We start from the raw sequence: 24,084 nt of genomic DNA, 5'->3' as shown, positions 1-24,084 counted from the left end.
CGCGCCTCTTTACAGCTCAAGCCTCCATGCGCTCGATGATCACCGCAATGCCCTGACCACCGCCGATACACATGGTAGCCAGCCCATACCGGCCTCCCGTGCGACGCAATTCATAGGCAAGCTTCACGAGGATGACGGCCCCGGACGCACCAACCGGATGACCCAGCGCAACAGCTCCGCCATTCGGATTTACCCTCTCCGCAGGGAGCCCCAGCTCCTTGGAAACTGCACATGCTTGCGCTGCAAAAGCCTCATTGGACTCAATGACGTCGAGATCACCCACCGCTAAACCAGCGCGTTTCAGCGCCTGCCGTGTCGCAGGAATCGGCCCCAACCCCATGACTTCAGGCGCCACTCCGCCAAGTCCATAAGAAACAATCCGCGCCAACGGCTCAACGCCTCGGCCCTGTGCGATCTCTTCATCCATGAGAACCACTGCAGCAGCACCATCGTTGATACCGCTCGCGTTGCCTGCGGTCACTGTGCCATCCTTACGGAAGGCCGGGCGAAGCTTGGCCATGTCTTCGAGAGAGACGCCCTCGCGCACATGTTCGTCTGTATCGAACACGACCTCGGAGCGACCTTTGCGGACGGTAGTCGGTAGGATCTGATCCTTGAAATGGCCTTGCGCAATCGCTGCTGCGGCGCGTCGGTGGGACTCCACCGCGAAAGTGTCTTGAGCAGCCCGGTCAATCTCGTCGCGTGCTGCAATATTTTCCGCGGTGATGCCCATATGGCCATTGCCGAAAGGGTCGTTCAGCGCGCCGATCATCATGTCGACGGCGGTCACGTCTCCCATTTTTTGTCCGAACCGGCTCGCGGTGACCAATTGTCCGGAGCGGCTCATGTTTTCGGCTCCGCCCGCCAATACAATCTCTGAATTTCCGAGCGAGACCTGCTCTGCGGCTGAAACAACCGCTTGCAGACCTGATCCACACAGACGATTCAAGGTCAAGGCTGGTGATGTCTCAGGAACACCGGCTCGTATCGCAACGACGCGGCTGAGGTACATATCTTCGGGCGCTGTATGGATTACATTTCCAAAAACGGATTGCTGGACATCCGCGCCCTCGCAACCAGCCCTGATTATGGCCTCACGTGCGACAGCGGCGCCTAATTCGCAAGGCGACACACCTGCCAGAGAACCGCCGAAATCACCAATTGCAGTGCGAACGCCGGATGCGATCACGACTTTTCTCGTCATGTGAAAATCCTCATATGGAAGCCAGCTTACTCAGAACGAGCAAACTCCTCGATCTATAAATCAAGGGTATGAGGTAATTTCGCAAAATACGCCCGATCATTCCAGACCTGACGCTGCGCCATCTAGACCAAAGTTGAAGAACTCAGAAAAATCGGCGCACCTGCGAGAAATAGGGACGCACCAATTGGCGCGAGAATCTCGACCTAAGATCGGCAATTCCACACGTAGATCGACGCGGCTAGGGAGAAGTCAGCCAGACATGATCCAACAGGGCCATAATATCAAGAGAAACCGCTTTAAGCTGCCAAAGCAGCAAACCGGATAGTCAGCTGTTTACGAGTTCCAGCTTCTTGTTTGAAGACGTCTTCATCTCTTTGATGGGTGCCCATGCGACAGGCGCGACCTTCTTGCCGTCCGCTAGCTTCGGAGCACTTTGAGCTGGCTGTCCAGCCTTGAGCATGTAACCGATGTAGCGCGTGGATTCGACCGGATCGTAGCCGAGACGAATTCTCAGCTTCTTGCGAAGCTTTGAGATATGGCTCTCAACGACGCATTCGTCGACTTCCTCATTCATGACGCCGTAGACCGCGTTGAAAAGCTGGCTCTTGGTCACCCGGCGTCCGGTGTTTCGAACGAGGTATTCCAGAATCCTGCGCTCCCTGCGAGGCAGCATCATATCTTCACCGCCAACGATCGGATCACGGCCATCGAAGAAGACCTGTATCGGCCCGCTTTCGACCTTTTCGTCTTCAGCGAGTGTACGTCTACGAATTGCGCCGACACGAGCCAGAATTTCCTTGACGTGCACCGGCTTACGGAGAACGTCGTCGACACCAGCTGTGAAAAAATCAAGTGTTGTGTCAAGGCTGGGCTTATCTTCCAGCACAATGATCGGCGTATCCGCGCATCTGTTGCGAATGAGGCCAGGAAAGGTTGTCCGCGTCTCTCCAGCGCCGATCAGAAAACCTTCAACGGCTTCCAGATCGCTGTCAGGCGCGACCGCTAACCAATCACCCAATTCCTCTGCGTGAAGTTCAAGCGTTGCAAAACCTTCTCGCTCAAACGCAGAGGCGTATCCTGACGTAACTATTTCCCGTTCATCAACTAAAACAAACACGGTGCCCACTCCAGAATTTTCCCGATGTAATTACCACTAGTAGGCAGAATTACGATCGTCAACATTTGGAAACAGGTCAGAAACAGTTACCTATACTCAAGGAATACAAACGATTTACACAAAAAGTCAGATACGCATAAAATCAACAGGTTTATTTTCGATATATTGTGAAACAAATAAATCTAAAATTTGAAATCATTTCACAAGTATTATCAGAACCTGAACAACTACATACATCATACTGACGCTCACGCAATATGACAATTCGAATTTTCTGAATATCTTCGCACGCAGAGCAGCCAACCCGCTTGGCGGATTGGCTCTGTGTCCCAGCACGATTTCTTTCGTAAAGCGCTATCCGGGCATGGACAATGCTTGCGCCAGGTCATTAAACGGATCGCCATCCTCAACCTGTTCTGGCGACTGACGCAACGCTTCGTAGATCTTGGGAACAAGATCACATGCTCTGTCCAGACCGGCATTCAGCCCAGGTTGGTAACCACCAAGCAGCCGCAGATCGCGTGTTTCCTCATACTCGGAAATCATGCCCTTCAACCTGTGGATCAACTCACGCTGCTCGCCAGTCCATGCGCGTTGAGCAAGCCGCGAAGTCGACTTCAAGACATCGACCGGCGGATAGCGCCCCGCGTCGGAAATTGCGCGATCCAGAACGATATGTCCATCCAGCAATCCACGGATCGCGTCGGAGACCGGATCATTGTGATCATCGCCGTCCACCAGGACGGAGACAATTGCGGTGATACTGCCGCTCCCCTCCGCCCCGGGGCCCGCCCGTTCCAAAAGCTTGGCAAGATCAGAAAAGACACTCGGCGTAAACCCACGCGCAACTGGCGGCTCGCCCGCAGCCATGGCCACATCCCGGGCGGCATGCGCGAAGCGCGTCGCGCTGTCGACGATCAAAAGAACTGACTGCCCCAGCGATCGATAATATTCGGCAACACTCATGGCCGTTTTGGGCGCAAGGCGCCGCATCATGGCACTTTCATCACCCGTGGCCGCAACCACGACGGAGCGGTCCAGGGCATCGCCGAGCACATCATCTATGAATTCACGAACTTCGCGGCCGCGCTCGCCGACGAGCCCGACAACCACCGTGTCAAACTCGCCAAACCCTGCGAGCATTCCCAGCATCGTCGATTTGCCTACGCCCGACCCAGCGAAAATACCAATTCTCTGGCCCACACACATCGGGGTGAAAAGATCGAGGACGCGAATGCCAGTTCGCACCGGCTTTTCGATCCTTCCTCGCTCCATCGGAGCTGGCGGCTCACGATCAAGCAGCCAAGCTTCGGGACCATAGGCAAGCGCGCCCTTGTCATCCACGGCTTTGCCCAGCGCATTTACCACCCGGCCACGCCAACCCTCATGAGGATGAATGGCCAGACCGCCCATCCGGTAGGCCCGGCATCCGATGCCGATATCATTTGAACGATCAAAGGGCTTAACGACGACATCCTGCTCATCAAGAAGGATGATCTCACCCTTTCGGCAGACGTCACGTCCCTCGAAAACCACGAGATCCCCGAGGCAGACCGACTTGGAGAGACCTTTCACACGGAGCGAATCTGCAGAGACGTGTGTCACCCGCCCGCCGATCCGCACTGGTCCGATCTCCGTTTCAGCAGCAGCAATGGAAAGAGAAAGCCGATCAAGACTGTTCATGTGCCACCAGGGTTTCGTGGCGTTCCTGAAGCGCTTTCAACACGTCTATCGGCAATCGATTGGACGAATGGGCGGCGATCGCCTCAAGCTGCTCTCCGGTTGGCATCTTCTCTCTCTTCGCAAGGGGCGCAACGTCCCCTTCGCTCTCAGTTGAGATCAAAGTCGCCGAGAGCCTTGTCAGATCCAGCGGGCCGGCTTGCGCGCTCGCCGTTGCCGCTCCGACTTCTGCGCCAAGAACACTCGAACTGCTGTTCTCTGGCTTCTTGGGTGGAACCGGCGGCGGAGGTGTATCCGTGTTGGACGCCATCGTCTGGCTAGGGCGCAGTATATCTCCAGCTTCCTGCAACGCAGGGTCGGCAGAAAAATGCGTGTCAGCCGCTTGACCAACCATCGAATAGGCCGTCATCCCCGCAAGACCAAGCGGCCCGCCCAAAGCAAGCCCATACAAAGCGTTGCCTGCAAATCTGGCGCCCTCAGACATTTGATCGCCCGTGACCGAACGATAGATCTCGGACACGCCCGGGATATGCTGCAAAGGGTTGAGAATATCGAGCAAATCCGAAAACCCGAGTGGGCGTTCACTTCCACCGCCCTCACGAACCTCATTCGCGGGCCGAGAGGCCGGCACGGGAACGCGCGCAGCTGCCCCCGGCTCAGTGAGGGCAACCCCCTGAACCAAACTCATGAGGTTTCTCCAAGTTCACGGATGGCGGTTTCCTGGGTTTGATTGCTCGCATCGATCATGCTGGTCGCGCTCTCGAAGGCCCGCGTGATCATGATCAGTTTCGTCATCTCACGAATGGGATTGATGTTGGCGCCTTCCACATAGCCCTGGCGAATGCCATTCGTCGTGAAATCCTGAACCGGTCTGGCCGGCTTGTCTGGCACGACGCCAGAATTGTCGGTCCTCGTCAGCTGCGCATCATCATCAATCAGGAACAGGCCAATCGCACCGGCACCGCCGTCACCCTGGAGGATCTCACCAGTTTGATCGATGTGGGGAGCTCCCCCTTCCGGGTCGAGTAGAATTGGCAATCCTCCCGCATCCAGAACGTCATAGCCGTTGACGGTTTTCAGCGCGCCATTGGCATCCATCTCCATGCGCCCGTCCCTCGTATACGCAACACCCTCAGGTGTGCGGATCGCGAACCAGGCCTCTCCCTCGATGGCAACGTCGAGCGGATTGTCCGTCTTCGTCAGACCGCCAGACTGGCGTGAGATGAACATCTCGCCGGTCGAGGCATATGCAACCTTGTCTTGCCCGGCCTTGGAAACCAGCTCGGAAAATTTGATCTCATCGGCACGATACCCGGATGTATTCATATTGGAGATGTTGCGAGAAACCGTCTCGAGACGGTTTGACAGGGCAACCTGGGCAGACAAAGCGACATAAAGGGCGGACTGCATGGATCAGGATCCTCCAAGTTTCAGGCTTTGAATGCTCGCCAACAGGCTTTCGCCAATGCTGATGGTCGTCGGTGTACCGTTTGAGATCTGCAGGTTGGGAACAGTGTCCAGATTGGTGCCGTTCTCAAGATCATAAAGCGCGGAAAAGCGCTGCAGCAATTCATCTACATACTCAGGATCCCCGAGCTGCTCGAAATCAATCTTTTCGGAGATATATTCAGCCTGCTTGTCAATGTCCGACATTGCGAATTCGTCCGGCAAACCGAGAGCCGTGTAGACCGTCTCTGCGAGCGCCTGGTCCGCGAGGACGTCATAAGCGGTGCTGATATCTGCAGCCTTTCGACTGAAATAGAGCGCCAAACGCACGCCTGCGTTCGACTCGCCCTCATTCTCTTCCAAGGTCTGGCGGGCGTAATTCTCCACCGTGCCTTCCTGTGCCTTGGAAAACACGGTCGCGGTATCGCCGTATCTGGCAAAATTGAAGGTCTCTGCAAAATTGACGTATCGATCATCCGCCAACTGATTGGCAAAGGCGGTGTTTTCATCCACCCCTTCCTCGAGCACCTTGCGCATGAAAGCCTTTGCGTAGGTCATCTCTTCGAGACCATGAGCTTTCATGGCGAACGCGAAGATACGATCATCTTCAAGAAAATCATCGATGGAATCGATGTTCTCGATGTTCTCTAGATAGTAAGCCGTCTCCCGTTCCACAGTTGGTTCCTGTGCAACGATCTCTAGGGAACGGTCGATATTGCTCGAGACGAGCTGATACTGAAGCAATGTACTGATCATCGGTCATCTTCTTCATGCCGGGACGGAATTGACCAAACTTTTGCTCATTGAGCTTGTGTCAGGCTGACCCACCTCGATCTGCCCCTCGCGTCGACAAGAAAGCTTCAGGCAAGTCTCGCCACCTAGCTTCACCTCATCGAATTCAGACACGCACCAAATGGGGGCTGCCAGGTGACTATCGTTCTCGGCCTGATTATCGCAGGCGTTTCTCTTCTCGGCGGGTTTGCCGCACTCGGCGGCAAGGTTTCCGTTCTATGGCAGCCTTGGGAAGTTGTGATCATTGTTGGCGTCGCCATTGGCACCTTCGTTGTCGCCAACCCTCTCAAGGCCATCGTCGACACGCTGACTGCAAGTAGCGATGCACTCCGAAATGCAGTGCCCCGCAAGCGTGACTACCTCGACGTCCTCGCACTGCTTTATGGATTGATGCGGGAGCTGCGCGCCAAGGGCCGCAATGAGATCGAGCCTCATATCGAGGATCCTCAGAACTCATCGATCTTCCAGAACTTTCCTGCAGTCCTGGGCAATCAGAAACTGACGACATTCGTCTGCGACTATTTCCGCCTGATCATTGTGGGCAACGCTCGTGCCCACGAGATTGAGGCACTCGTTGATGAAGAGCTTCACACGATCCACCGGGACCAGATGAAGCCCTATCACGCCCTTTCGTCCATGGCTGAGGCGCTTCCCGCGATCGGCATCGTTGCCGCCGTACTCGGCGTCATCAAGGCGATGGGCGCGATAGATCAGTCGCCTCAGCTGCTTGGCTCTCTGATCGGGGCCGCCCTGGTTGGAACCTTCCTGGGCATTTTCCTCTCCTATGCGCTGGTCGGACCGGTCGCGGCCAAAATCAAGGCTGTGCGGGAGGCCCGCCTGCGCCCCTACATCGTGGTCAAGCAAACACTGCTGGCGTTTATCAACGGCGCCGCTCCGCAGATCGCACTGGAGCATGGTCGCAAGACCATCTCGGAATACGACCGGCCCACAATTGACGAAGTCGAAAGCGAGACAATGAACACAAGCGCACCGGCTGCGGACAACGTTTCGGAAATGCGTCAGAAGGGAGCTGCGTAACCTGATGATGGACGCCGCAACGACCGCCCCCGCCCCTGGCTCCGAACGGGCAATGATCACCGACCGGCTGCTAGATGCCGCTGGTATTTCCGTCGACCGCCTGCCGATGCTTCCGGTTGTCTTTGACCGCATGGCTCGCGTCCTCGCAGATGCAATGCGTCAAAAGTCGGCTTCTCCGTCCTACGTGTCGGTCAGCTGTGTTGAGAACGACCGGATCGGCGACGTCCTGGACGAGTTTGAATCCAACGCTTTGGTCGCAGTGCTCTATTCACCCGAATGGGATGCCCGCGTCCTGGTTGGCTTCGACCGCGATTTCATTTTCACCATGGTCGATGTCCTATTTGGCGCGGACGGCACCGAGCCGCCGATTGATGAAGAACGATCCTTTTCAAATATTGAAACGAGGATCGCCCGGACAGTCTTCGAGGTTGCCGCCAAGGCCCTTGAAGATTCCTTCGAGCCGATCGCCAAGACCAAACTGAAGCTCGAACGGATCGAAAGCCGCATGGACTTCGCAGTCGTCGGACGCAGAAACAATCCTGCGGTGGTCGCACGGCTTTTGCTGCAGGCCATCGGCCGGGGCGGTGAAGTCTTCGTCGTCATGCCGCATGCAACATTGAATCCGCTGCGCCAACGCCTTTCGCAAGTTCTCGCTGGCGAAATGTCGACCCGCGACAAGCAGTGGACGCAGCACTTCCATAATGAAATTCAGCGCACCGAGGTGAAGCTCGAGGCAATTCTGGAAGAACGGGAAATGAGCCTTGGCGACATCAGCAGTCTCCGGGTCGGTCAAACGATCGAGCTTCAGGCCACTGCCCATAGTCCTGTGACGCTCTCCTGCAATCAGCAACCGGTTTTCAACTGTCAGCTGGGCCAACTCAACGGGTCTTACACGCTGCAGATCGAAGACCTGATCCATGAAGAAAAGGATCTGATCGATGATCTCCGCTCTAGTTGACGGCGTTCTGCTACTCGCCCTCGCCGTAACCACCTTCAAGATGGTTCACATGTATCGCGAGCTGAAACGGCTTGGTTCCTATCACAACGAGTACCAGCGCATTTTTGATCAGACCGCGTTGGCGCTCGACGGGATTGAAGTGTCAATTCAGGAACTCAATGTGCGCGGTGCCCAAGTTCTCAACGCGCTCGGCTCTCGCATGGATGATGCGCGTGAGCTCATCGCCGAGATTGACGGTTTGACGCGAGAAGCAAAGCGTCAGCAATCGGTGTTGAAATCCGAACTGAAGGAGCTCTCCAAAGAAACAGCTCTTCGGGAAAAAGCTGCGCGACTTGATCCGTCACTCCATGACGACCTCGACCTGTTCCAGGCGCCATCCGCTCCAGTCGAAGTCCTTGAAGACAGCCCTGGCAGCAGTCGCAAAAACAGGTTTCTCAAAGACCGGCCCGTCGAAACGACTTCCTCGGAACAGCCTGGGCCCACGCCCACGCGCGTCCACCGTATCGACAACACCTTGGGCAGTCCCTTTCGCTCGATTTCCATGCATCAGAAGGATGAACTGTGATGAACAACGACGACACAATTATCGACCACGTACCTCAGGATGCCGAACCAAAGGTCAACCCGGCCAGCGCTGCGACATTCGCCAAGGTCGAGAGCCCTGACAACGGCGACAAGGATCATGGCGCAGACCTTATGGGTGACGACCGCAATCTGGATACGATCCTCGGCATTCCGGTCAACATTCAGGTCGTTCTCGGTTCAGCAACGATGCTGGTCTCCAACCTGCTCAAGCTTGGTCGCGGCGCTGTTATTCCGCTGAACCACCGCGTTGGCGAGCCCATCGACATTGTGGTCAATGGCCGCGTGATTGCCCGCGGTGAAGTCGTGGTTGTTGAAGATGACAACTCGCGCTTTGGCGTTTCCCTGACCGAAATCATCAGCGCCCAGACCGGGGCTTTGGAAGCTTGAGGGTAATCCCCCGACATGAATGCGACCGTACAAATGACGACGAACCTGCCGGCAAAACCTCTCAACGGGGTGGAGAAGGTCGCAGCACTGCTGCTGTCACTCGGCAAGACGAACTCTGCGAAGTTGCTGCAACACTTCGATCAGGAGGAAATCCGCCTGATCACCGTGACGGCAGCGCAGCTCGGCAGCGTGCCGTCGGCGGAAATCGACAAGCTTGCTGATGAATTCATCAAGCAGTTCTCTGATGGCGCGAACCTTTATGGTTCCGCTGGAGAAGTCGAGAAAATGCTCGAGGGCGTTCTGCCGGAAGAGCAGCTCGCCGACATCATGTCCGACGTTCTGGGCAACTCCAATCGATCGATCTGGGATCGGTTGGCCACCGTGTCGGAAACCGTGTTTGCGAACTACCTTCTAAAGGAACATCCGCAAACCGCTGCTCTGATCCTGACCAAGATCAAACCCAGCGCTGCGGCAAAGGTTCTCGGTCAGATCAACCCTCAACTCAGAAATGAGCTGGTGCGCCGCATGCTGTCGATCAAGGCCGTCGTGCCGGAGATCATGCGGGAAATCGAGAAAACCATGCATGAAGACTTCATGCTCAATCTCTCGGGCACGCTCGAGGCAGATTCCTACGCGAGAATGGCGGACATCCTCAACAAGATGGACCGCGATCACATGGAGGATGCACTCGAGAACCTCAATGACGTTCGACCGAAGACCGCCGAATTGTTGAAAGGCCTCCTCTTCACCTTCGACGACATCGTCAATCTCAATGCACGCACACGGATGGCGATCTTCGATCAGATTCCGACGGACCGGATTGTCATGGCACTCAAGGGTACCGACGCGAATTTCCGTGAGGTCATTCTATCTTCGCTGACCTCACGTGCACGCCGCATTGCCGAGCATGAACTTGCCGGCGGCGAACCAGCGGCACAGAGAGATGTGCTGGAAGCGCGCAGCGCGATCACCAACCTGGCGCTCGAAATGGCGAGCCGCGGCGAGGTTGAGCTCAATCCGAAGCAGGACGAAGGCGCATTCTTCAACTAGGTCGGCCATCGCGGCCGACCTATTAGCCGGATAAATATATGTCAGACGATCAGGATAAAGACTCAAAAACAGAGGAGCCAACCGAGAAAAAAATCCAGGACGCGATCGAGAAGGGCAACACACCAACTTCTAAAGAAGCCCCGGTCTTCGCATCTTTCCTGGCAGTCTTGCTTATAGGAAGCTTTGTCCTTTCCTCCAGCGTCTCGAGCCTCGCGGCCCAACTGATGCAGATGATCGACAAGGCCGGAGGTTACAAACTAGGAAATGGCGCTGATGCACTTCTCTTGTCCCACGCGATCTCGTTGGAGATCGGGCGTTTCCTTGCGCCCATTGTCACAATCATCGCGCTTGCGGGCCTCACCTCTGCGTTCATGCAGAACAAACCCCGGCTGGTGCTGCACCGGATCAAGCCTGATGGATCGCGGCTCTCCCCGATCAAGGGCTGGAACCGTATATTCGGTGCGCAGGGATTCGTCGAATTCCTCAAAGCGGTCTTCAAGTTCTCGACCGTCAGCGCGGTTGCGTTTCTGCAATTCCAGGCAAGCCAAACAGGTCTGGTGAGCGCCATGTTCAGCGATCCCAGCACGCTCCCGGAGCTGATCTTGCAGATCTCGATGAAACTCGTCTCTGGCGTTTGCATCGTGACAATCGTGCTTGTGGCAGTGGACATCGCCTGGTCACGAAGCCATTGGCGCAAGAACCTGCGCATGAGCAAGCAGGACATCAAAGACGAGCACAAACAGGCCGAGGGCGACCCGATCGTCAAGGCGCGTCAGAGATCTCTCGCCAGGGATCGAGCTCGTAACCGCATGATGTCCGCCGTTCCCAAGGCAACATTGGTCGTCGCCAACCCAACGCATTTTGCCGTCGCGCTGCGATATGACAGCGACTCCATGGCCGCGCCTGTCGTGGTTGCGAAAGGACAGGACCTGATCGCGCTCAAGATCCGGCAAATCGCAGAGGAAAATGAGATACCTGTGATTGAAGATCGTGAGCTTGCAAGGTCGCTTTTTGCTAGTGCTGAAATAGATCGCATGATTCCAGCTCAGTTTTATAGGGTGGTTGCAGAAATCATCTGCTACGTGTACTCACGCCGGGTCGACGCTGTTGTATAACTTGGCGTATCACGAGAGTGAAAGTATGCAGGGATCATCAGAAGATCGCGGTGAGCCGCTAAATTCGGAGAGCGCTGATCGCATCCGGAAAGAGGCGATTGCCGTTGCGCTTGCGCCGTTCACAGCTGAAATGAAGCTGGTGGACGTGATCGATCTTGTTGCCTACGTCCGAACCGAAAAACACGCCAATATCTCCGACCTGATCAAGTCCTCTGCGGAGTTGTTCTTCAAGGAAGGCACCCTACGCTACGGCATGGGTGCGAACGTCGAACTTGATTGGGATACGACACCCACCATCGGCCTCGACCTCGAGTTCTTCAATATGGGTGTATGGGTCTACTTGACCCTCATTTTGAGCTCCCCGGATAACGCCCTGAATGTGGCGTATATCGAGTTCACCGGCTCAAACGCCGATGATGAAGAAGAAGACAACACGCAACGCCTGCTGACCGCTCTTCAAGACTCCCGGCTCTGAAATCCCTTTAGGTGGGTGCGGAATGCGCCTTGGCAATTCAGCCTATCTGGCCAGCACGTCCATATGTTGAGAGCAAATCAGACAAACTGAACAAAAGAAGACCGCGGAAGGATGCGATACCTCCGCGGCCAAAAGGGATAAGAATCTAACTCGTAGATCCACTGAATGGGATCAGTGCGTGATAACGACATCCTTGTCGAAATAGTTGAACTCTTCCACCAGCACGTCCTGAACCACATCGGATCCAATCCTCTGGTTCGCAGCACCTTTGAGATGGCTTGTCAGCGCATCCAGGTCGTAGCGCTCGAGCCTTTTGAAATCCAGTGCCTCGTCCGCGTAGATCCGGCGGAAGGCTTCATCGATGAGAAACGGGTGCGGTGGCACTGGAAGCTCCCTCAACGCATCAGCGTCAGCCGTAAAGACGAGCTTGGCAACCACATAACCCTGCAATGCTCCGTCAGACAGGATCGGCACATTGACAGGGCGTATTGTCTCGTAATCCAGACCACCAAGGCCGGCCGTCTCCCCGTCAGAAGCGGCCATCTTGTCGTTCATCCAGTAGACGGTGGCATAGCTCGACCCCAATGCGGCAATTGGCATCCAGAGGCCGACAACAAGCATCTTAATCATGCGCAACACCTGGAGATAACCGGCTGTAGGTTCCGTCGGAATCCGCCTCGAGCATGGACTTTGCCAGAAGCTCGGTGATCTCCTTCATCGCCTTCATATGATGAGACAGGAGCTCCATGTTTTCAGACAGATCATGTTTCAGTTCTTGCAAGAGATCTGTCACCTCCTGATCATGCAACACCGGCGGCAGAGACGCCCGGGCACGAGCAAGATCCAGCAACGCCTGGCTTTTGCGATGTTCGAAGGTCTTCAAGCTTCTGTTTTCGCCATTTCGAAGCGCCAGGGTTTCTGCCCGAACAGCCGAAATCGAACGCTTGATAGCTGTTGTAAGTGCAGCGAATGCAGCCTGTGGCAAAACAGCAGCGGTGGGAGGAGCGGCAGGCTCCAGGGCTTGATCAGACGTCATGCGTTGTCCTTGAGTGTAGTGCTGAGAAGATCTGCAATACCGACACCGCCACTGGCGGCGATCTGATTGCCAACTTGTTCCGCAAGCATCGATTTCCAGATCTCGCCGGTCGCGCCTTCACCAAAGACCTGCCCGGCGTCATCCGGCAGCATCGTTTCCACAAACTGGTGCAGAACCAGGGCCTCGAATTTCTCGGCCGGCGACTGGGATGCAGATCGGACGACGCTGGAGGTATCTCGTGTCGACGATGTTGATGCAAAACTGGGGAATTGACCTGGCCCCATCGCCTCGGCGAAGGATAGTTCGCCTGCCCCCGATGATCGAGACAAACGGCTGAGCTTTGTCGTGGCCTCCCTGAGCTCAAGGGGATCTGCTGCCCGGGACACCTCGAGTATGAGGTCTGAGGGTGGAGAGATAGCCATTAGAGAAAACTCCAACTGCATGTTTGAAGGAACCTGAGCGAGTTACACCAGAGCCGAAAATTCGACCCCACGAACGCTCGCTAGCCTGTGAAATCTATGCCTCGCAACTTGCGGGAAGCTTGTGTTCGCCGGCCGAGCTGCTGCGACAGAAGCTCGGAGAGGCGGTTATCTTCCTCAACCCGTCGATCGGACGCACGCATACGCGCCAGGCGTTGTTCAATGACCTGCAGCATCATGCGCTGGCGCGTGTACTCGCACTCGACCTTCGCACGCGCGACGGTCAATTCTCCCTGCTCCTCGGCGATCGTTTTCAGCCGCTGCGCGGCGTTCCGAATAAACCGCTCTTGCTGCGCCAGATCGCCTTTCGCGAGGGCGTCCAGAACCCTTTCTTCGCGCTCAACCAGTTCTTCTGCTTGTGCATCCAGTTTTTGAAGCAGCCAGGAAGACAAAAGGCATAGCTGTTGCTGCAGTTTCAGCATCCGAGCAATTTCGTGCGTGTTTTTTTTCATCAGGTCAGCCCAGTTGTAGCCAGGTAAAATAACCGTCCAGGAAAAGCGTGATTGCTTCAGCCGAGACTAGGAAGAGGAGATACATGCCACCCGCAATGACGAAGGGCATGGAGATGAAGTAGACGGGGATCTGAGGTGTGAGCTTGTTGACCATCCCGATCGCGAGATTGACGACAATCGTGTAGACGACGAAGGGACTGCAGATGCGCAGGGCCAGCACAAAAGTGGAAGAAAGCTGATCGGTGAAACGCTCGAGACCAGAGATGACATCAATCTCACCACCAGGTGGCAACGTATCATAAGAGGCAGCGAGTCCCTTAAGCACCTCCCAGTGCTGATTGGTAATGAAGATCATCGCCGTGGCAGTCAGGGTCATCAGACTGGCCAACGGCGGCAGGGCCTCGTTGCCTTCGATCGACATTCCCGGCATGTTGGACAGCCCGATTGCCATGGAGACCAGGGTCGCCAGCGTCTCCAAGGCAACGAAGAAAATGCGCCCGAGAAACCCGATCAGAAAGCCCGTGAACAGCTCGCTGACAATCAGTCCGCCAACCGTGACCAGGGACTGGTCAGGCAAAGCTGCCTGCATGGTCGGCAGCAACATGGGTGCGAGCGCAAGCGTGACGGACAAGGCGATGAACAGCCGGATCCGCATCGCGACCCTGTCGCTCGAGAACCCCGGAATGATCATCAGACATGCCCCGATCCTGCAGAAGAGCAGGAACGTCGCCAGCAAAACCGTGGTCCCGAAGCTGCTGAGCAGCGCTCCGGCCAGCATCAGGAAACGCTGCCGAGAGCATGAACATCAACGCCTCGAGCAATCTCCAGATGGGAAAGAACCGGAAGCGTCGGGAACATGCGCTCCACAATCATCCGCACATAGGGACGCGCATCTGGCGCAGCGACAACGGCAAAACGCTTGCCCTCATTCATGTGCTTCTTGACGGCCTCAGACATCTGAGAACCAAATTCTTCTACAAGCTGAGGCTCGATATCGAACTCGGTGACCTCACCCTTGGCATCTCGCTTCAGGCTCTGATGGAACACCAGATCCCAGCGGTTGCCGAGCCGGAGGATGTTCAGCGGACCGCCCTCGGCAAGGTCCCCGCATATCTGCTGAGCAACGCGCATGCGAACATGCTCGACGACCTGCTCGGATCTTCTGACGTGCGGTACAATTTCTGCAACGGCTTCAAGGATCAGATGAAGGTTGCGGATCGAGACCCTTTCGGCCAACAGCAACTTGAGAACCGCCTGCAGACCTGAATAGGACGTATGTGCAGGGCAGATATCATCAAGCAGCTTGCGATATTCGGGATCCAGTCGGTCGAACAGGTTGCGCATGTCCTTGTAGGAGAGCAACTGCGGCAGGTTATTCCGAATGACTTCGCTGAGGTGGGTCAGAATAACCGTGTTGTTTTCCGCCGGCGTCAAACCGCCCCTGACGAGTTCTTCACGGTAGGCTGCTGGCACCCAGAAAGCAGGCATGCCAAACGCCGGTTCCCGCGTCGGATCACCAGGAACAGGGAGCTTATCGTCATTGGACGAGATGACGAGAAGCTCCCCCACCTTCAGCTGCTGCATGACGACCACGGTGCCATGGATCTTGATCTGGTAGCTCTTGGGATCAAGCGTCAAACTGTCGGTCACCCGAATATCGGGAACGACAAATCCGTATTGCTCGGCAAACTTTCTCCGCATCTTTCCGACGCGCCGCGACAGCTCGCCATGCTTTGCGAGCAACTGGCCGGCAACCTGTTTGCCAAGGCAAAGCTCGATCTCTGCGGTTTTGAGAGACTCCTTGACCGATTCCCGCGACTCTTCTTTCTTGACCGCGGCAGCAGCCGCCGCTTTTTCTTCTTCGGCGAGCTTGCGGGCTGCCAGGCGTTTGGGGATTGCATACCCCGTGAAGCCCATCACAGCTGCGAGCATGGCAAAGGGCAAGAACGGCAGGCCGGGCATTATGGCAAAGATCGCCATCAAAATACCCGCCACGAAGAGCGCGCGAGGATAGCCGCCCAATTGCCCCAGAACGGCTTTGTCCGTCGTTCCGCGTGTGCCGCCCTTCGACACCAGCAGACCTGCAGCAAGTGAGACGACGAGTGCAGGAATTTGGGAGACCAGACCGTCGCCAACCGAGAGTTTGGTAAAGACGTCGGCGGCATCGCCTGGGCTCATGTCATAGCGCGTCACGCCAATAATCATTCCGCCGAGGATATTGACGGCGGTGATGATCAGACCTGCGATCGCGTCGCCGCGAACGAACTTGGACGCACCATCCATCGCACCGAAGAAAGAGCTTTCTTCTTCAAGCTCGCTGCGCCGACGCTGGGCTTCCTTGTCATTGATGAGGCCAGCCGACAAATCCGCGTCAATGGCCATCTGCTTGCCCGGGATGGAGTCGAGTGTGAAGCGTGCCCCAACCTCGGCGATACGCGTCGCGCCCTTTGTGATCACCAGGAAGTTGACGGTAATCAGGATCGCAAACACGATCAGCCCGATCACAAAGTCTCCGCTCATCACGAACTGTGAAAAGCCATTGATCACGTATCCGGCAGCATCCAGGCCTTCATGACCATCGGCCAGGATGACGCGGGTGGTTGCGATATTCAGAGACAGCCGCAGCATCGTCGCGATCAAGAGCACAGTCGGAAAGGAAGAAAACTCGAGCGGTTTGCCGATCCAGAGTGCCACCATCAGGATCAGCACTGAGAGCGCGATGGAAAAGGCCAAACCTACATCAATCAGAAACGTCGGGATTGGCAGAAACAGAACCGCCAGGATCATGACGATTCCGATTGCGAAGCCGACATCGTTTCGATTTTCTGGTGCGGCGGAGACGGGCGAAGACAGGGCGGTGTCGGACATCTATTCTCTCGGTGAGCCTGGGACTTTCGAGAGGATGCAAGCCGAAGCTTGCGCGAGCATGGAGAGCGGCGCTCCGTGCAGAAAACTGCTCTAAAAACCATTCTCGATCCGGCCGTAGACAAGCACGGTCAGATAGTGCAACTGACCGCCAATGAACGGCCCGGCAACAATAATCATCACCAGGATCGCCAGGATCTTGGGAATGAAGGTCAAGGTGATTTCCTGAACCTGCGTCAGGGCCTGAAGCAGCGCAATGCCGATCCCGACCACCATCGCAGGGACAATGGCCGGGGCGGAGCCGACGATAATCGTCCAGATCGCCGCCCTGACCATATCAAGTGCATCGACTTCATTCATGGCTCAGGAAATCTTCACGCCGCTGCCAAGAAGAATGCCCTCGCCCGTATCGAGACCGAGCACCGTACCATCATCATAGATCTCGACCGACTCGACCGTTCCCGTCGTACCATTCGCATCGGTGACAGTACGCCCAAGCAGATCATCAACTTGGCCAAAGGACATGTTGGCCAGCAGGGTTTCCAGCTTCGAATTTGTCTCGATGGCCTGCTCAACCTGCGAGAAGCTCGCCAGCTGGGCCAGCTGCTCGGAAGAATCCACCGGATCAGTAGGATCCTGGTTTTGCATCTGCGCCATCATCAACTGCAAAAAGGCCTCATAGTCGACAGTCAGCTGTTCCTGCGCAGAACTTGCTGCAGACGTTGAACTCGTCGTGGTCGCACTTACAGCATCAACACTCATGACTTCATCCTTCTCAAACCGCTGCCAGGATGCTTGCGGCAACTTTTCTGTTGTGTGTGGGGGACATCAGATCGTCTTCGATCGGATAGAGATTTCTCACGAGCTTCATCGCGTCGAACCAGCGACCATCACCGGCAAGTGCGGCAACTTCATCCAGGCCGTCGAGAACATCCTCGTCGGAAAACCCGCGACGGACAGACAGAAGCACCATTTCAAAGAGGTCTCTCATCATCGGCGCCGAAGTCGGATCCATCACCATGGACTGGAGAATGAAATAGATCTGGCGCAATGGGGTCGTTGCTTCATCCTGTTGCAGGATGTGCCCTTCGAGCAAAAAGACCGCATCGTTCATGAGCTCAAGCTGTGTCTTGCGTTCGACGCGGATTACCGCGCCATTGAGAAAGAGCCTTTCTCCTGCCTTCAGGCCGATCTTCATGAGGAAGCTCCTTGAAGGCTGTCTCGGATGATTGAGTTGATCTGGATAAGTCCGTCGAAGGTCTTCACCTCGTTTTTCCGGATCTTCTCGATTTCCTTCAGCACCCAGATCCCGACCGAAATAAGATCCGCTCGCAAGGCCGTCGGCAGTGCGTTCGCATCATCGCTCAAGCTTTCCATGAAGTACGTCCAAAGACGGCGGGTGTTGAAGATCGCCTCTACTGCCTCACGAGACTGAGTTCCCTTTTCGCGTGCGACTTCCAGCATGCCGATCACGATATCCATCGCCTCGGCCTCGTTCATTCGGTCGTCTGAGCAGATCTCATCCATCGTCTCGGCATAGGACAGATTGTACATGGGGCCTCTCTTGGTTTCCTGTGATTGCAATGCGGCTTCACACCGCTTGAAAATCTCAGAGGTAGTTGATGATGCTCAGCTGCTGGATCCTGGCGCTGATCGCGTAGGTCGTTTCCAGCTGCGTGATCGCCGTGTTCAATCGGACCGAAGTCTCCTCCAGATCAACATTCTCGAGTGCATTGACGCGCTCATTGAGGATATCGGTTTGAATTGAGAGACGATCGCTGGCTTGCGAGACACGCTCCTGCGCAACGCCAATCTCACCCTGCAGGCTGGTCACGCCGGCAATCGCCGATCCCAGCATGCTGATCGCCTGATCAACCACCGTCTTGAAGACTTCGGAATCGAGGTTCACGTTCCCCAGGTCGGACATCATCGTGTAGACTTGAGCCAACTCGCGGAGCGCTTCTTCATTCGCGCTGACGGATGTACTCAGAACCTCACTGGTCGAAATCCGGCTCTCAACCTCCAGGTCTGAGGCCGTCGACCAATTGGTTCCCCACGCCGGATCGGCGAACATGTTCGCGAAATTACCGGTCAGGTAAGCGTCCATCTGAGCGACTGTGATACCGGCGACAGCCGGATCGTCTTGAGTGAACCCAAACTCCGCGAAAAAGGCGGCATCTGCGGCGACCTTGTTCGCCGACGTCACATCGCTGTAGTCCGCAATTGGAACCTCGTCTGTGTTGAGGCCCGCAAACAGGTAGCTACCGTTCAGCTGGGTGTTGAGGCGCGAGACCAGCAATTGCATGCCACCCTCGGCCTCGGCCTGCGTGACCGACGCAGCCCCATCGCTGTCGCGCACGGCGACGAGCGAGGCTAGAAATTCTTCAGAATTGGTTCTGATATCGCTCAAGGCAGCCTGGCTGATATCGAGCCGCGACGCCGTCAGTGCATTCGTGTCGATGATGGAATGCAGATAATAGAACTCTGAGCGAAGGGTCACCGCCTCGCCTGTGCGGCTGCCAAGATCAAGGCCGACGTCTGCCTTACGGCCGGACGAGAGCTCGATCTGGAGCGTGTTCACAGTACTCGCCTGCTTCATCATCTGTGTCCGCGCGGAGTCAGACATCGAAATGGTAGAGATATAGGTCGTTTTCATCGCACTTAACTCGCACTGGCCAGGAGATCGTCGAGCATATTGTCGACGGCGGAAATCAGTTTGGCGGCCGCGGCATAGGCCCGCTCGATATCGAGGAGAAGCGTCATCTCCTCATCGATGTTGACACCTGTAGTGTTCGCGAGGCTTTCCGCTGTGCGGCTGACAATGACCGATTGGACTTCGAGATCGCTGGTTGCGCTCTGCCGGTTGCTCTCAAGCCAGCCAACGGACGAACTTGCAAAACCAGTCAGCGTATCGGTCGGATCGAGTTCCACGCCGGCATCGAAGACCCGTGGTTCATCAAGTGCATCAAGAAAGTCCTGATAGCGTCCGGTATATCCGGCGAGATCGGTCGGGTTGTAGTCATAGTCTGGATCAAGCGGGTCGGAGATACCGCCATCGCGGACCAGGTCGAGGTTTCCGCCCTGATCCGGATCCGCATTCGCATTGATCTGGATATCAGCGGCGAGCCCGGAAGACAGAGTGCTTGTCGCCGGCACGGCTGGGGAACCTGACCAGGTAAAGAGGCCTGCTTGATCCGGTCCACCGCCGCCGCTTTGGTCGGCCTCCGCAAAGCTCTCGATGAGGCCACGCGCAATTTCGTCCAGCTGGCTTTGATAGGTCGGGGCAATCTCATCACGCAGTTCGGTCAAGCCATACAAGCGACCACTCGTGGTCGGCATGATCGCGTCAACACCGGCCACTGGCACGCCATCGACATAGACCGAGTTGCCCGTTGTGGTGCCGAAGAATGTGTTGGTCGGCTCGAAGCTGACTTCGCGCGCCGTCGTTTCAAAGAGGGTTACGCCGCCGTCTGTATAGACCACGACATCCCCATCCGTGCGCGTCAGCGTCGTGATGCCGATTTCCTCGGAGAGGGCCAGCAGCACCTGATCTCGCGAGTCCAGGGCATCCGTGATGTCATTGCCGCTTTGGTTGCCGCGAACAATGACTGTGTTCAGGTCCTCGAGCTGGCCAAGCAGTTCGTTGATACTATCGACAGAGTCTGCAATGTCGGCGTCCGCGTCGGCCCGCACTCCCTGCACCGTCTCGGAAGTTTCGTTCAAAGACGTCACCAGATCGCTGGCCGTCGAAAGAAGGTCCTGCGCCAGGATGGTGTCATTCGGGTCGGCCGCCGCGTTCTGGAGCGCCGTTTTAAGGTCGCCCAGAAGGGCCGAAGGCGACATCTCCAAGGATGTGTCGCCAATCGTTGCGGCCAGCGCTTCGAGCCCCTCCAGAATTGCCTCTTGAGACGTTCCAACAGCCGTAGACTGAAGCAGGGATGCGTATAGAGCATCGTCGGTCACCCGACCGATACCCTCGACTTGAAGGCCGCTTGTCTGACCGCTTTCAGAGATCACGGTGCTGAGAAGAACGGACTTGCGGGAATATCCTGCATCTTGCGCGCCGGCGATGTTACGCGACACGGTAGATGTTTCGGTCTGACGGGCGGCAAGCGCCGACTGTGCGACCTGAAGGGCGACTGAGAGGCTCATTTTACAACAGCTCTGTTAGAACGGAACACTAGCGAACAAGATTGACCAGCTCTTCCAGGAGGTCGGAACCTGCCTTGAAGACCTTGGAGTTGGCCGTGTAGCTGCGCTGGGATTCAATCATGGAGGTCAGTTCTGAGGCGAGATCGACATTCGATCCTTCAAGAGCACCGACCACGAGATCGCCTAGACCACCTTCACCAGGGAAACCGACGCGGACATCACCGCTTTCAGTAGACACTTGATAGATGTTGCCAGAAAGCGGCGTCAGCTTGTCGGGACTTGCCACATCCGCCAGCGGGATCTGATAGATCGCGCGGCGGTCTCCATTTGAATAGATCGCATAAAGAACGCCGTCGTCATCGAACTCGACAGAGTCCACCGCGCTCGGAGCGTTACCATTCGCCTCGACCTCGGTTACGGTGAAATCGGCAGCCAGATAGGTGGAACCGGACAGATCGATATCGAATGTGCCGCCATTGGGCACAGTGATATTGATGTCGGTCGGACTTGCACCCGTCAGCTCGCCTGTCGTCATGTCAAACGTCAGGGTCTGCGTCGACAGTGCAGCTGAGCCATATGGGAACCCGCCGCCTGCGGCCGCATCTTCAGAATTGAAGATCGCGACTTCCCATTCACTGTCCGCAGCCGTCTCGGTCGTCTTGCTGTAGTAGACATCAAGGGTCAGCTCGTTGCCCAGGTTGTCGTAAACGACCACTGAGGTCTTGGCTGAATAGGTCGACGTTGCCACGTTGGCCGAAGGAAGATCACCCGGGGCCACGATCGTTGCGCTCTCTGGCACGTTGGTCCAGAGTTTCGCACTGTCGGTCGCGGTCGCATCAAGCTGGTTCTGCGAGATATTGACCGACTCAAGACCGCCGAGGCCGTTGGCAATGGTTGTCGGCGTCGCACCATCGGCGATGGGGTACCCCTGAAGGTAATAGCCTGCGGTATTGAGAAGATAGCCTTCCCCGTCGGGAACGAAGGAACCAGCCCGAGTCAGAACCGGTGTGCCATCACCGTCGGCAACAACAAAGAAGCCGTTCCCATCAATGCCAAGGTCAAGCTTCGAGGTCGTAAAGCTCATCGAGCCCTGATCCGAGATGGAATAGACCGTGTGCGCTTGTACACCACCGGAGTTGTAGCTGCCGCTGCTCTGCGCCAGGACCATGGAAGAGAACTCGGACTCGGCCTTCTTGTAGCCGGTCGTATTTGAGTTCGCGATGTTGTCAGCCACCGTTCCCAGCTTGCTCGACTGAGCATTCATGCCAGAAACACCTGTGCGCATTACGCCATAAAGACCCATGGATCGTCTCCCGTATCCGAATTTCCTGGAGACAATTCAACAACGGCAAACTTGCGTGAGGCTGTAAACGAGAGCCGCATCAAAAATATTTTAAACTATAGATTTTATTATAATTTTAGATATCAGAGAAAAATCCGAAATACACCGAAAAGAAGACTTTTCTAGCGGCAGAAATTTCGTGATTTTTCAGTCCACTGACCGAAACCAGAAGCAACCATATTAGTTATAACGCGGCAAACGTATCTCTTCTGGGCAGGGTTGTTGTTTGGCCCAGCGTGATATCTTGCGACCGCCATTGTCCAGGAGCCTTGCCGTTTGCGCAGATCATTTAAAAACCGGGCGGCATATTGCACGTTGGCTCGTGGTTGCAACATGTGCTCGACCGACCGAAATTCATCACCATGATAGTAGTGATTGATCTGCATGCAGCCGACATCAATCAGCTTTTTGCCGCTCTTGCGAGCCTGACGAAAGTCCTTCAGCGCGGCAGCGGCGCTCGGTGGAAATTTCGACTTGCCTTCAATGTTCAAAGCGAACGGATAGAGCGAATTGCGCCGTCCCGTTTCCGTCAGTCCCACCGCATAGAGAACTCCGAGCGGCACCTTGTAGGCGCGCGCCGCTGAAATCATTTCGCTTTCACAAACGTTCTGGACTTCCGCATGGAGCGGATCGACGCCCGGAAGTGAAAAGCTAGAGATAAATGTCGCCGTTGCGACGGTCAGAAGCATCGTCTTCATCACGCACACCTCCTGAATTTGCATCCATAGGAACAGCTTCGCCATCCCCCGAAGAAGAACCAGACGACCGTTGCCCATGTTCACTTTCACGGCCCGAGGCTCCGTCAAATGCTTGGCCACCAGAGGAAGCTTCCCCCTGAGTGCTGCCCCCAGTCTGCTGGCCCGGCTGCGATGAAGTGATAGGCCGATCATCTGCAGCAGCCTGGATCGTGATTGCATCGGGCTTGTAACCAGTCGCGCGCAACATCTGATCGAGCATCTGCCGATCCTGTTTCAGGAGCTCTGCCGTTTGCGGATTGCTTGTCTTCACCGTCACTTCAACGCTTTCACCAACAAGACGAAGCGACACCTTGACGGTTCCAAGCTCGATAGGTGTCAATTGAATGTCCAGGGTCTTCAACACCGGACCTTCGGTTTTGACCGCCGCGGCTCGGGTCCCGATACCACCGGCTTCAGCCGCCTCCCCCAGGCTGAAGATCAAACGTTCACCGATTTGCTGTATCGGCGAAAGCCTTTGCGTTGGTGCAAAATGCGTTTCCTGACGCAAGATCTTTACTGAGCCGGCAGGCAAAGAGGTTCCCTCGGCGCTGATCTTGCCGGATTTGCTGATCCGCTCTCCAAGTCCTTCGATAGCTCCCTTGTTCGCCGCGGCCTCCTCTGGAACAGCAAACTGCGAGAACAGCCGATCAGCGTTCTGGGGCTTCGGCGCGGCTGAGGACAACGGCATCGCCGCGGTCGAAACCGCATTGGCAACCGGTGGAACAACGCCAGACGCCGGTGTGGTAGTCTGGGGCCTCTGGGCGGTATCCGGTTGATTTTGCGGCGTTGTCGCAGCGGCCGGCATATTGTTGTTTTGCTGTGGGAGCACAAGAGCTTCCGGATTCTTTGGCGCAACTGTCCCGATCACCTTGGCGAGGTCATTCGCGAAGGACTGGGCTGCGGTTCCTGCCTCTTGTCCAGTTGCGCCTTCACCCGATTTTGTGGCTGCCAAAACATCCTCCGGCGAAAGGTTGCCAGCTGTTGCCGCGCCCGTTTCAGACGACACAGCTTGCTGACTGGCTGAACCACCGCCGTTCTTCATCGACTGCAAGAGGTCGAGAAAAGCATTGTCACCATCACCGCCCTTGGCGTCATTGCCTTCCGGCTCCTGCCGGCCCTCAGGCTTTGCCGTAGACTTCAAGTTCTGGATCAACGCTGCTGTTCCGATGGTCAT

The 24,084-nt window shown here is 56.1% G+C and carries 28 protein-coding genes; 7 read left to right on the top strand and 21 right to left on the bottom strand.

Features of this window, described 5'->3' with window-relative positions; translation table 11 throughout:
- Window positions 1–16: 16 nt before the first annotated feature.
- The 6 genes from bktB to IG617_RS12170 form a co-directional block, all read right to left on the bottom strand.
- Window positions 17–1,204, bottom strand: a complete 1,188-nt coding sequence (gene bktB / locus IG617_RS12195) for a beta-ketothiolase BktB (protein ID WP_192109482.1) — start codon at window positions 1,202–1,204, stop codon at window positions 17–19.
- 325 nt (window positions 1,205–1,529) lie between these two features.
- The gene (locus IG617_RS12190; protein ID WP_192109481.1) at window positions 1,530–2,321 is read right to left on the bottom strand and encodes a winged helix-turn-helix domain-containing protein; all 792 of its coding nucleotides are present in this window, start codon (window positions 2,319–2,321) and stop codon (window positions 1,530–1,532) included.
- Between the two features lie 354 nt (window positions 2,322–2,675).
- Window positions 2,676–4,004, bottom strand: a complete 1,329-nt coding sequence (locus IG617_RS12185) for a FliI/YscN family ATPase (RefSeq protein WP_192109480.1) — start codon at window positions 4,002–4,004, stop codon at window positions 2,676–2,678.
- Window positions 3,991–4,689 carry a hypothetical protein gene (locus tag IG617_RS12180; RefSeq protein ID WP_192109479.1) on the bottom strand — a complete coding sequence of 233 codons (699 nt, stop codon included), beginning with the start codon at window positions 4,687–4,689 and terminating at the stop codon, window positions 3,991–3,993. The genes IG617_RS12185 and IG617_RS12180 overlap by 14 nt, the downstream gene beginning before the upstream one ends.
- On the bottom strand, window positions 4,686–5,411 hold the full coding sequence (flgF, locus tag IG617_RS12175) for a flagellar basal-body rod protein FlgF (RefSeq protein ID WP_192109478.1): 726 nt from the start codon (window positions 5,409–5,411) through the stop codon (window positions 4,686–4,688). The genes IG617_RS12180 and flgF overlap by 4 nt, the downstream gene beginning before the upstream one ends.
- A 3-nt stretch (window positions 5,412–5,414) precedes the next feature.
- Window positions 5,415–6,203, bottom strand: a complete 789-nt coding sequence (locus tag IG617_RS12170) for a DUF1217 domain-containing protein (RefSeq protein ID WP_192109477.1) — start codon at window positions 6,201–6,203, stop codon at window positions 5,415–5,417.
- Window positions 6,204–6,374: 171 nt separating this feature from the next.
- Between IG617_RS12170 and motA the strand changes: the two genes are divergently transcribed.
- From motA to IG617_RS12135, 7 genes are all read left to right on the top strand, one after another.
- On the top strand, window positions 6,375–7,277 hold the full coding sequence (motA, locus tag IG617_RS12165; RefSeq protein ID WP_192109476.1) for a flagellar motor stator protein MotA: 903 nt from the start codon (window positions 6,375–6,377) through the stop codon (window positions 7,275–7,277).
- A gap of 4 nt (window positions 7,278–7,281) precedes the next feature.
- Window positions 7,282–8,235 carry a flagellar motor switch protein FliM gene (locus IG617_RS12160; RefSeq protein ID WP_192109475.1) on the top strand — a complete coding sequence of 318 codons (954 nt, stop codon included), beginning with the start codon at window positions 7,282–7,284 and terminating at the stop codon, window positions 8,233–8,235.
- Window positions 8,216–8,800, top strand: coding sequence for a hypothetical protein (locus IG617_RS12155; RefSeq protein WP_192109474.1), 585 nt, complete (start codon window positions 8,216–8,218; stop codon window positions 8,798–8,800). The genes IG617_RS12160 and IG617_RS12155 overlap by 20 nt, the downstream gene beginning before the upstream one ends.
- A 131-nt stretch (window positions 8,801–8,931) precedes the next feature.
- Window positions 8,932–9,207, top strand: coding sequence for a flagellar motor switch protein FliN (gene fliN, locus IG617_RS12150; protein ID WP_209004141.1), 276 nt, complete (start codon window positions 8,932–8,934; stop codon window positions 9,205–9,207).
- 15 nt (window positions 9,208–9,222) lie between these two features.
- Complete coding sequence (locus IG617_RS12145) at window positions 9,223–10,257, top strand: flagellar motor switch protein FliG (RefSeq protein ID WP_192109472.1); 1,035 nt, start codon at window positions 9,223–9,225, stop codon at window positions 10,255–10,257.
- Between the two features lie 38 nt (window positions 10,258–10,295).
- Window positions 10,296–11,372, top strand: coding sequence for a flagellar biosynthesis protein FlhB (gene flhB, locus IG617_RS12140; RefSeq protein ID WP_192109471.1), 1,077 nt, complete (start codon window positions 10,296–10,298; stop codon window positions 11,370–11,372).
- Between the two features lie 25 nt (window positions 11,373–11,397).
- Complete coding sequence (locus tag IG617_RS12135) at window positions 11,398–11,847, top strand: hypothetical protein (RefSeq protein ID WP_192109470.1); 450 nt, start codon at window positions 11,398–11,400, stop codon at window positions 11,845–11,847.
- Window positions 11,848–12,018: 171 nt separating this feature from the next.
- Here IG617_RS12135 and IG617_RS12130 read toward each other — a convergent pair whose 3' ends face one another.
- From IG617_RS12130 to fliK, 15 genes are all read right to left on the bottom strand, one after another.
- The gene (locus IG617_RS12130) at window positions 12,019–12,477 is read right to left on the bottom strand and encodes a hypothetical protein (RefSeq protein WP_192109469.1); all 459 of its coding nucleotides are present in this window, start codon (window positions 12,475–12,477) and stop codon (window positions 12,019–12,021) included.
- Window positions 12,470–12,883, bottom strand: a complete 414-nt coding sequence (locus IG617_RS12125) for a hypothetical protein (protein ID WP_192109468.1) — start codon at window positions 12,881–12,883, stop codon at window positions 12,470–12,472. The genes IG617_RS12130 and IG617_RS12125 overlap by 8 nt, the downstream gene beginning before the upstream one ends.
- Window positions 12,880–13,305, bottom strand: coding sequence for a rod-binding protein (locus tag IG617_RS12120; protein ID WP_192109467.1), 426 nt, complete (start codon window positions 13,303–13,305; stop codon window positions 12,880–12,882). Before IG617_RS12120 ends, IG617_RS12125 begins: the two co-directional genes overlap by 4 nt.
- An 80-nt stretch (window positions 13,306–13,385) precedes the next feature.
- Window positions 13,386–13,814, bottom strand: coding sequence for a flagellar biosynthesis protein R (locus IG617_RS12115; protein WP_153772082.1), 429 nt, complete (start codon window positions 13,812–13,814; stop codon window positions 13,386–13,388).
- Between the two features lie 4 nt (window positions 13,815–13,818).
- Complete coding sequence (gene fliR / locus IG617_RS12110; protein WP_192109466.1) at window positions 13,819–14,592, bottom strand: flagellar biosynthesis protein FliR; 774 nt, start codon at window positions 14,590–14,592, stop codon at window positions 13,819–13,821.
- Window positions 14,592–16,682 carry a flagellar biosynthesis protein FlhA gene (gene flhA / locus IG617_RS12105; RefSeq protein WP_192109465.1) on the bottom strand — a complete coding sequence of 697 codons (2,091 nt, stop codon included), beginning with the start codon at window positions 16,680–16,682 and terminating at the stop codon, window positions 14,592–14,594. The genes fliR and flhA overlap by 1 nt, the downstream gene beginning before the upstream one ends.
- A 90-nt stretch (window positions 16,683–16,772) precedes the next feature.
- Window positions 16,773–17,039 (bottom strand): flagellar biosynthetic protein FliQ, encoded by a 267-nt coding sequence (locus IG617_RS12100; protein WP_192109464.1) that lies wholly within the window; start codon window positions 17,037–17,039, stop codon window positions 16,773–16,775.
- Between the two features lie 3 nt (window positions 17,040–17,042).
- Window positions 17,043–17,441 (bottom strand): flagellar hook assembly protein FlgD, encoded by a 399-nt coding sequence (gene flgD / locus IG617_RS12095; protein ID WP_192109463.1) that lies wholly within the window; start codon window positions 17,439–17,441, stop codon window positions 17,043–17,045.
- A 13-nt stretch (window positions 17,442–17,454) separates the two neighbouring features.
- Window positions 17,455–17,877, bottom strand: a complete 423-nt coding sequence (flbT, locus tag IG617_RS12090) for a flagellar biosynthesis repressor FlbT (protein WP_153772077.1) — start codon at window positions 17,875–17,877, stop codon at window positions 17,455–17,457.
- Window positions 17,874–18,233 carry a flagellar biosynthesis regulator FlaF gene (gene flaF / locus IG617_RS12085; protein ID WP_192109462.1) on the bottom strand — a complete coding sequence of 120 codons (360 nt, stop codon included), beginning with the start codon at window positions 18,231–18,233 and terminating at the stop codon, window positions 17,874–17,876. The genes flbT and flaF overlap by 4 nt, the downstream gene beginning before the upstream one ends.
- 55 nt (window positions 18,234–18,288) lie before the next feature.
- Window positions 18,289–19,335: a flagellar hook-associated family protein gene (locus tag IG617_RS12080; protein ID WP_192109461.1), complete on the bottom strand. Its 1,047-nt coding sequence runs from the start codon at window positions 19,333–19,335 to the stop codon at window positions 18,289–18,291.
- A gap of 5 nt (window positions 19,336–19,340) precedes the next feature.
- Window positions 19,341–20,831: a flagellar hook-associated protein FlgK gene (flgK, locus tag IG617_RS12075; protein WP_192109460.1), complete on the bottom strand. Its 1,491-nt coding sequence runs from the start codon at window positions 20,829–20,831 to the stop codon at window positions 19,341–19,343.
- A 28-nt stretch (window positions 20,832–20,859) separates the two neighbouring features.
- Window positions 20,860–22,134: a flagellar hook protein FlgE gene (locus IG617_RS12070; protein WP_192109459.1), complete on the bottom strand. Its 1,275-nt coding sequence runs from the start codon at window positions 22,132–22,134 to the stop codon at window positions 20,860–20,862.
- Between the two features lie 161 nt (window positions 22,135–22,295).
- On the bottom strand, window positions 22,296–22,871 hold the full coding sequence (locus IG617_RS12065) for a transglycosylase SLT domain-containing protein (RefSeq protein WP_192109647.1): 576 nt from the start codon (window positions 22,869–22,871) through the stop codon (window positions 22,296–22,298).
- Window positions 22,825–24,084: a flagellar hook-length control protein FliK gene (gene fliK, locus IG617_RS12060; RefSeq protein ID WP_192109458.1), complete on the bottom strand. Its 1,260-nt coding sequence runs from the start codon at window positions 24,082–24,084 to the stop codon at window positions 22,825–22,827. The genes IG617_RS12065 and fliK overlap by 47 nt, the downstream gene beginning before the upstream one ends.

Source organism: Roseibium polysiphoniae, from assembly GCF_014842925.1.
GTDB lineage: Bacteria > Pseudomonadota > Alphaproteobacteria > Rhizobiales > Stappiaceae > Roseibium > Roseibium polysiphoniae.
This window is presented reverse-complemented; position numbering and strand designations above follow the sequence as displayed.

What these genes read in the sequence shown, in the direction of transcription:
- fliK (WP_192109458.1), bottom strand. Translation starts at nt 24,084, where the DNA reads ATGACCATCGGAACAGCAGCGTTGATCCAGAACTTGAAGTCTACGGCA.
- flhB (WP_192109471.1), top strand. Translation starts at nt 10,296, where the DNA reads ATGTCAGACGATCAGGATAAAGACTCAAAAACAGAGGAGCCAACCGAG.
- IG617_RS12180 (WP_192109479.1), bottom strand. Translation starts at nt 4,689, where the DNA reads ATGAGTTTGGTTCAGGGGGTTGCCCTCACTGAGCCGGGGGCAGCTGCG.
- IG617_RS12155 (WP_192109474.1), top strand. Translation starts at nt 8,216, where the DNA reads ATGATCTCCGCTCTAGTTGACGGCGTTCTGCTACTCGCCCTCGCCGTA.
- IG617_RS12135 (WP_192109470.1), top strand. Translation starts at nt 11,398, where the DNA reads ATGCAGGGATCATCAGAAGATCGCGGTGAGCCGCTAAATTCGGAGAGC.
- IG617_RS12130 (WP_192109469.1), bottom strand. Translation starts at nt 12,477, where the DNA reads ATGATTAAGATGCTTGTTGTCGGCCTCTGGATGCCAATTGCCGCATTG.
- flgF (WP_192109478.1), bottom strand. Translation starts at nt 5,411, where the DNA reads ATGCAGTCCGCCCTTTATGTCGCTTTGTCTGCCCAGGTTGCCCTGTCA.
- IG617_RS12170 (WP_192109477.1), bottom strand. Translation starts at nt 6,203, where the DNA reads ATGATCAGTACATTGCTTCAGTATCAGCTCGTCTCGAGCAATATCGAC.
- IG617_RS12145 (WP_192109472.1), top strand. Translation starts at nt 9,223, where the DNA reads ATGAATGCGACCGTACAAATGACGACGAACCTGCCGGCAAAACCTCTC.
- IG617_RS12065 (WP_192109647.1), bottom strand. Translation starts at nt 22,871, where the DNA reads ATGAAGACGATGCTTCTGACCGTCGCAACGGCGACATTTATCTCTAGC.
- flbT (WP_153772077.1), bottom strand. Translation starts at nt 17,877, where the DNA reads ATGAAGATCGGCCTGAAGGCAGGAGAAAGGCTCTTTCTCAATGGCGCG.
- IG617_RS12115 (WP_153772082.1), bottom strand. Translation starts at nt 13,814, where the DNA reads ATGAAAAAAAACACGCACGAAATTGCTCGGATGCTGAAACTGCAGCAA.
- bktB (WP_192109482.1), bottom strand. Translation starts at nt 1,204, where the DNA reads ATGACGAGAAAAGTCGTGATCGCATCCGGCGTTCGCACTGCAATTGGT.
- IG617_RS12185 (WP_192109480.1), bottom strand. Translation starts at nt 4,004, where the DNA reads ATGAACAGTCTTGATCGGCTTTCTCTTTCCATTGCTGCTGCTGAAACG.
- IG617_RS12160 (WP_192109475.1), top strand. Translation starts at nt 7,282, where the DNA reads ATGATGGACGCCGCAACGACCGCCCCCGCCCCTGGCTCCGAACGGGCA.
- fliN (WP_209004141.1), top strand. Translation starts at nt 8,932, where the DNA reads ATGGGTGACGACCGCAATCTGGATACGATCCTCGGCATTCCGGTCAAC.
- flgD (WP_192109463.1), bottom strand. Translation starts at nt 17,441, where the DNA reads ATGAGTGTTGATGCTGTAAGTGCGACCACGACGAGTTCAACGTCTGCA.
- IG617_RS12100 (WP_192109464.1), bottom strand. Translation starts at nt 17,039, where the DNA reads ATGAATGAAGTCGATGCACTTGATATGGTCAGGGCGGCGATCTGGACG.
- IG617_RS12120 (WP_192109467.1), bottom strand. Translation starts at nt 13,305, where the DNA reads ATGGCTATCTCTCCACCCTCAGACCTCATACTCGAGGTGTCCCGGGCA.
- IG617_RS12070 (WP_192109459.1), bottom strand. Translation starts at nt 22,134, where the DNA reads ATGGGTCTTTATGGCGTAATGCGCACAGGTGTTTCTGGCATGAATGCT.
- IG617_RS12080 (WP_192109461.1), bottom strand. Translation starts at nt 19,335, where the DNA reads ATGAAAACGACCTATATCTCTACCATTTCGATGTCTGACTCCGCGCGG.
- flaF (WP_192109462.1), bottom strand. Translation starts at nt 18,233, where the DNA reads ATGTACAATCTGTCCTATGCCGAGACGATGGATGAGATCTGCTCAGAC.
- flhA (WP_192109465.1), bottom strand. Translation starts at nt 16,682, where the DNA reads ATGTCCGACACCGCCCTGTCTTCGCCCGTCTCCGCCGCACCAGAAAAT.
- fliR (WP_192109466.1), bottom strand. Translation starts at nt 14,592, where the DNA reads ATGCTGGCCGGAGCGCTGCTCAGCAGCTTCGGGACCACGGTTTTGCTG.
- IG617_RS12125 (WP_192109468.1), bottom strand. Translation starts at nt 12,883, where the DNA reads ATGACGTCTGATCAAGCCCTGGAGCCTGCCGCTCCTCCCACCGCTGCT.
- flgK (WP_192109460.1), bottom strand. Translation starts at nt 20,831, where the DNA reads ATGAGCCTCTCAGTCGCCCTTCAGGTCGCACAGTCGGCGCTTGCCGCC.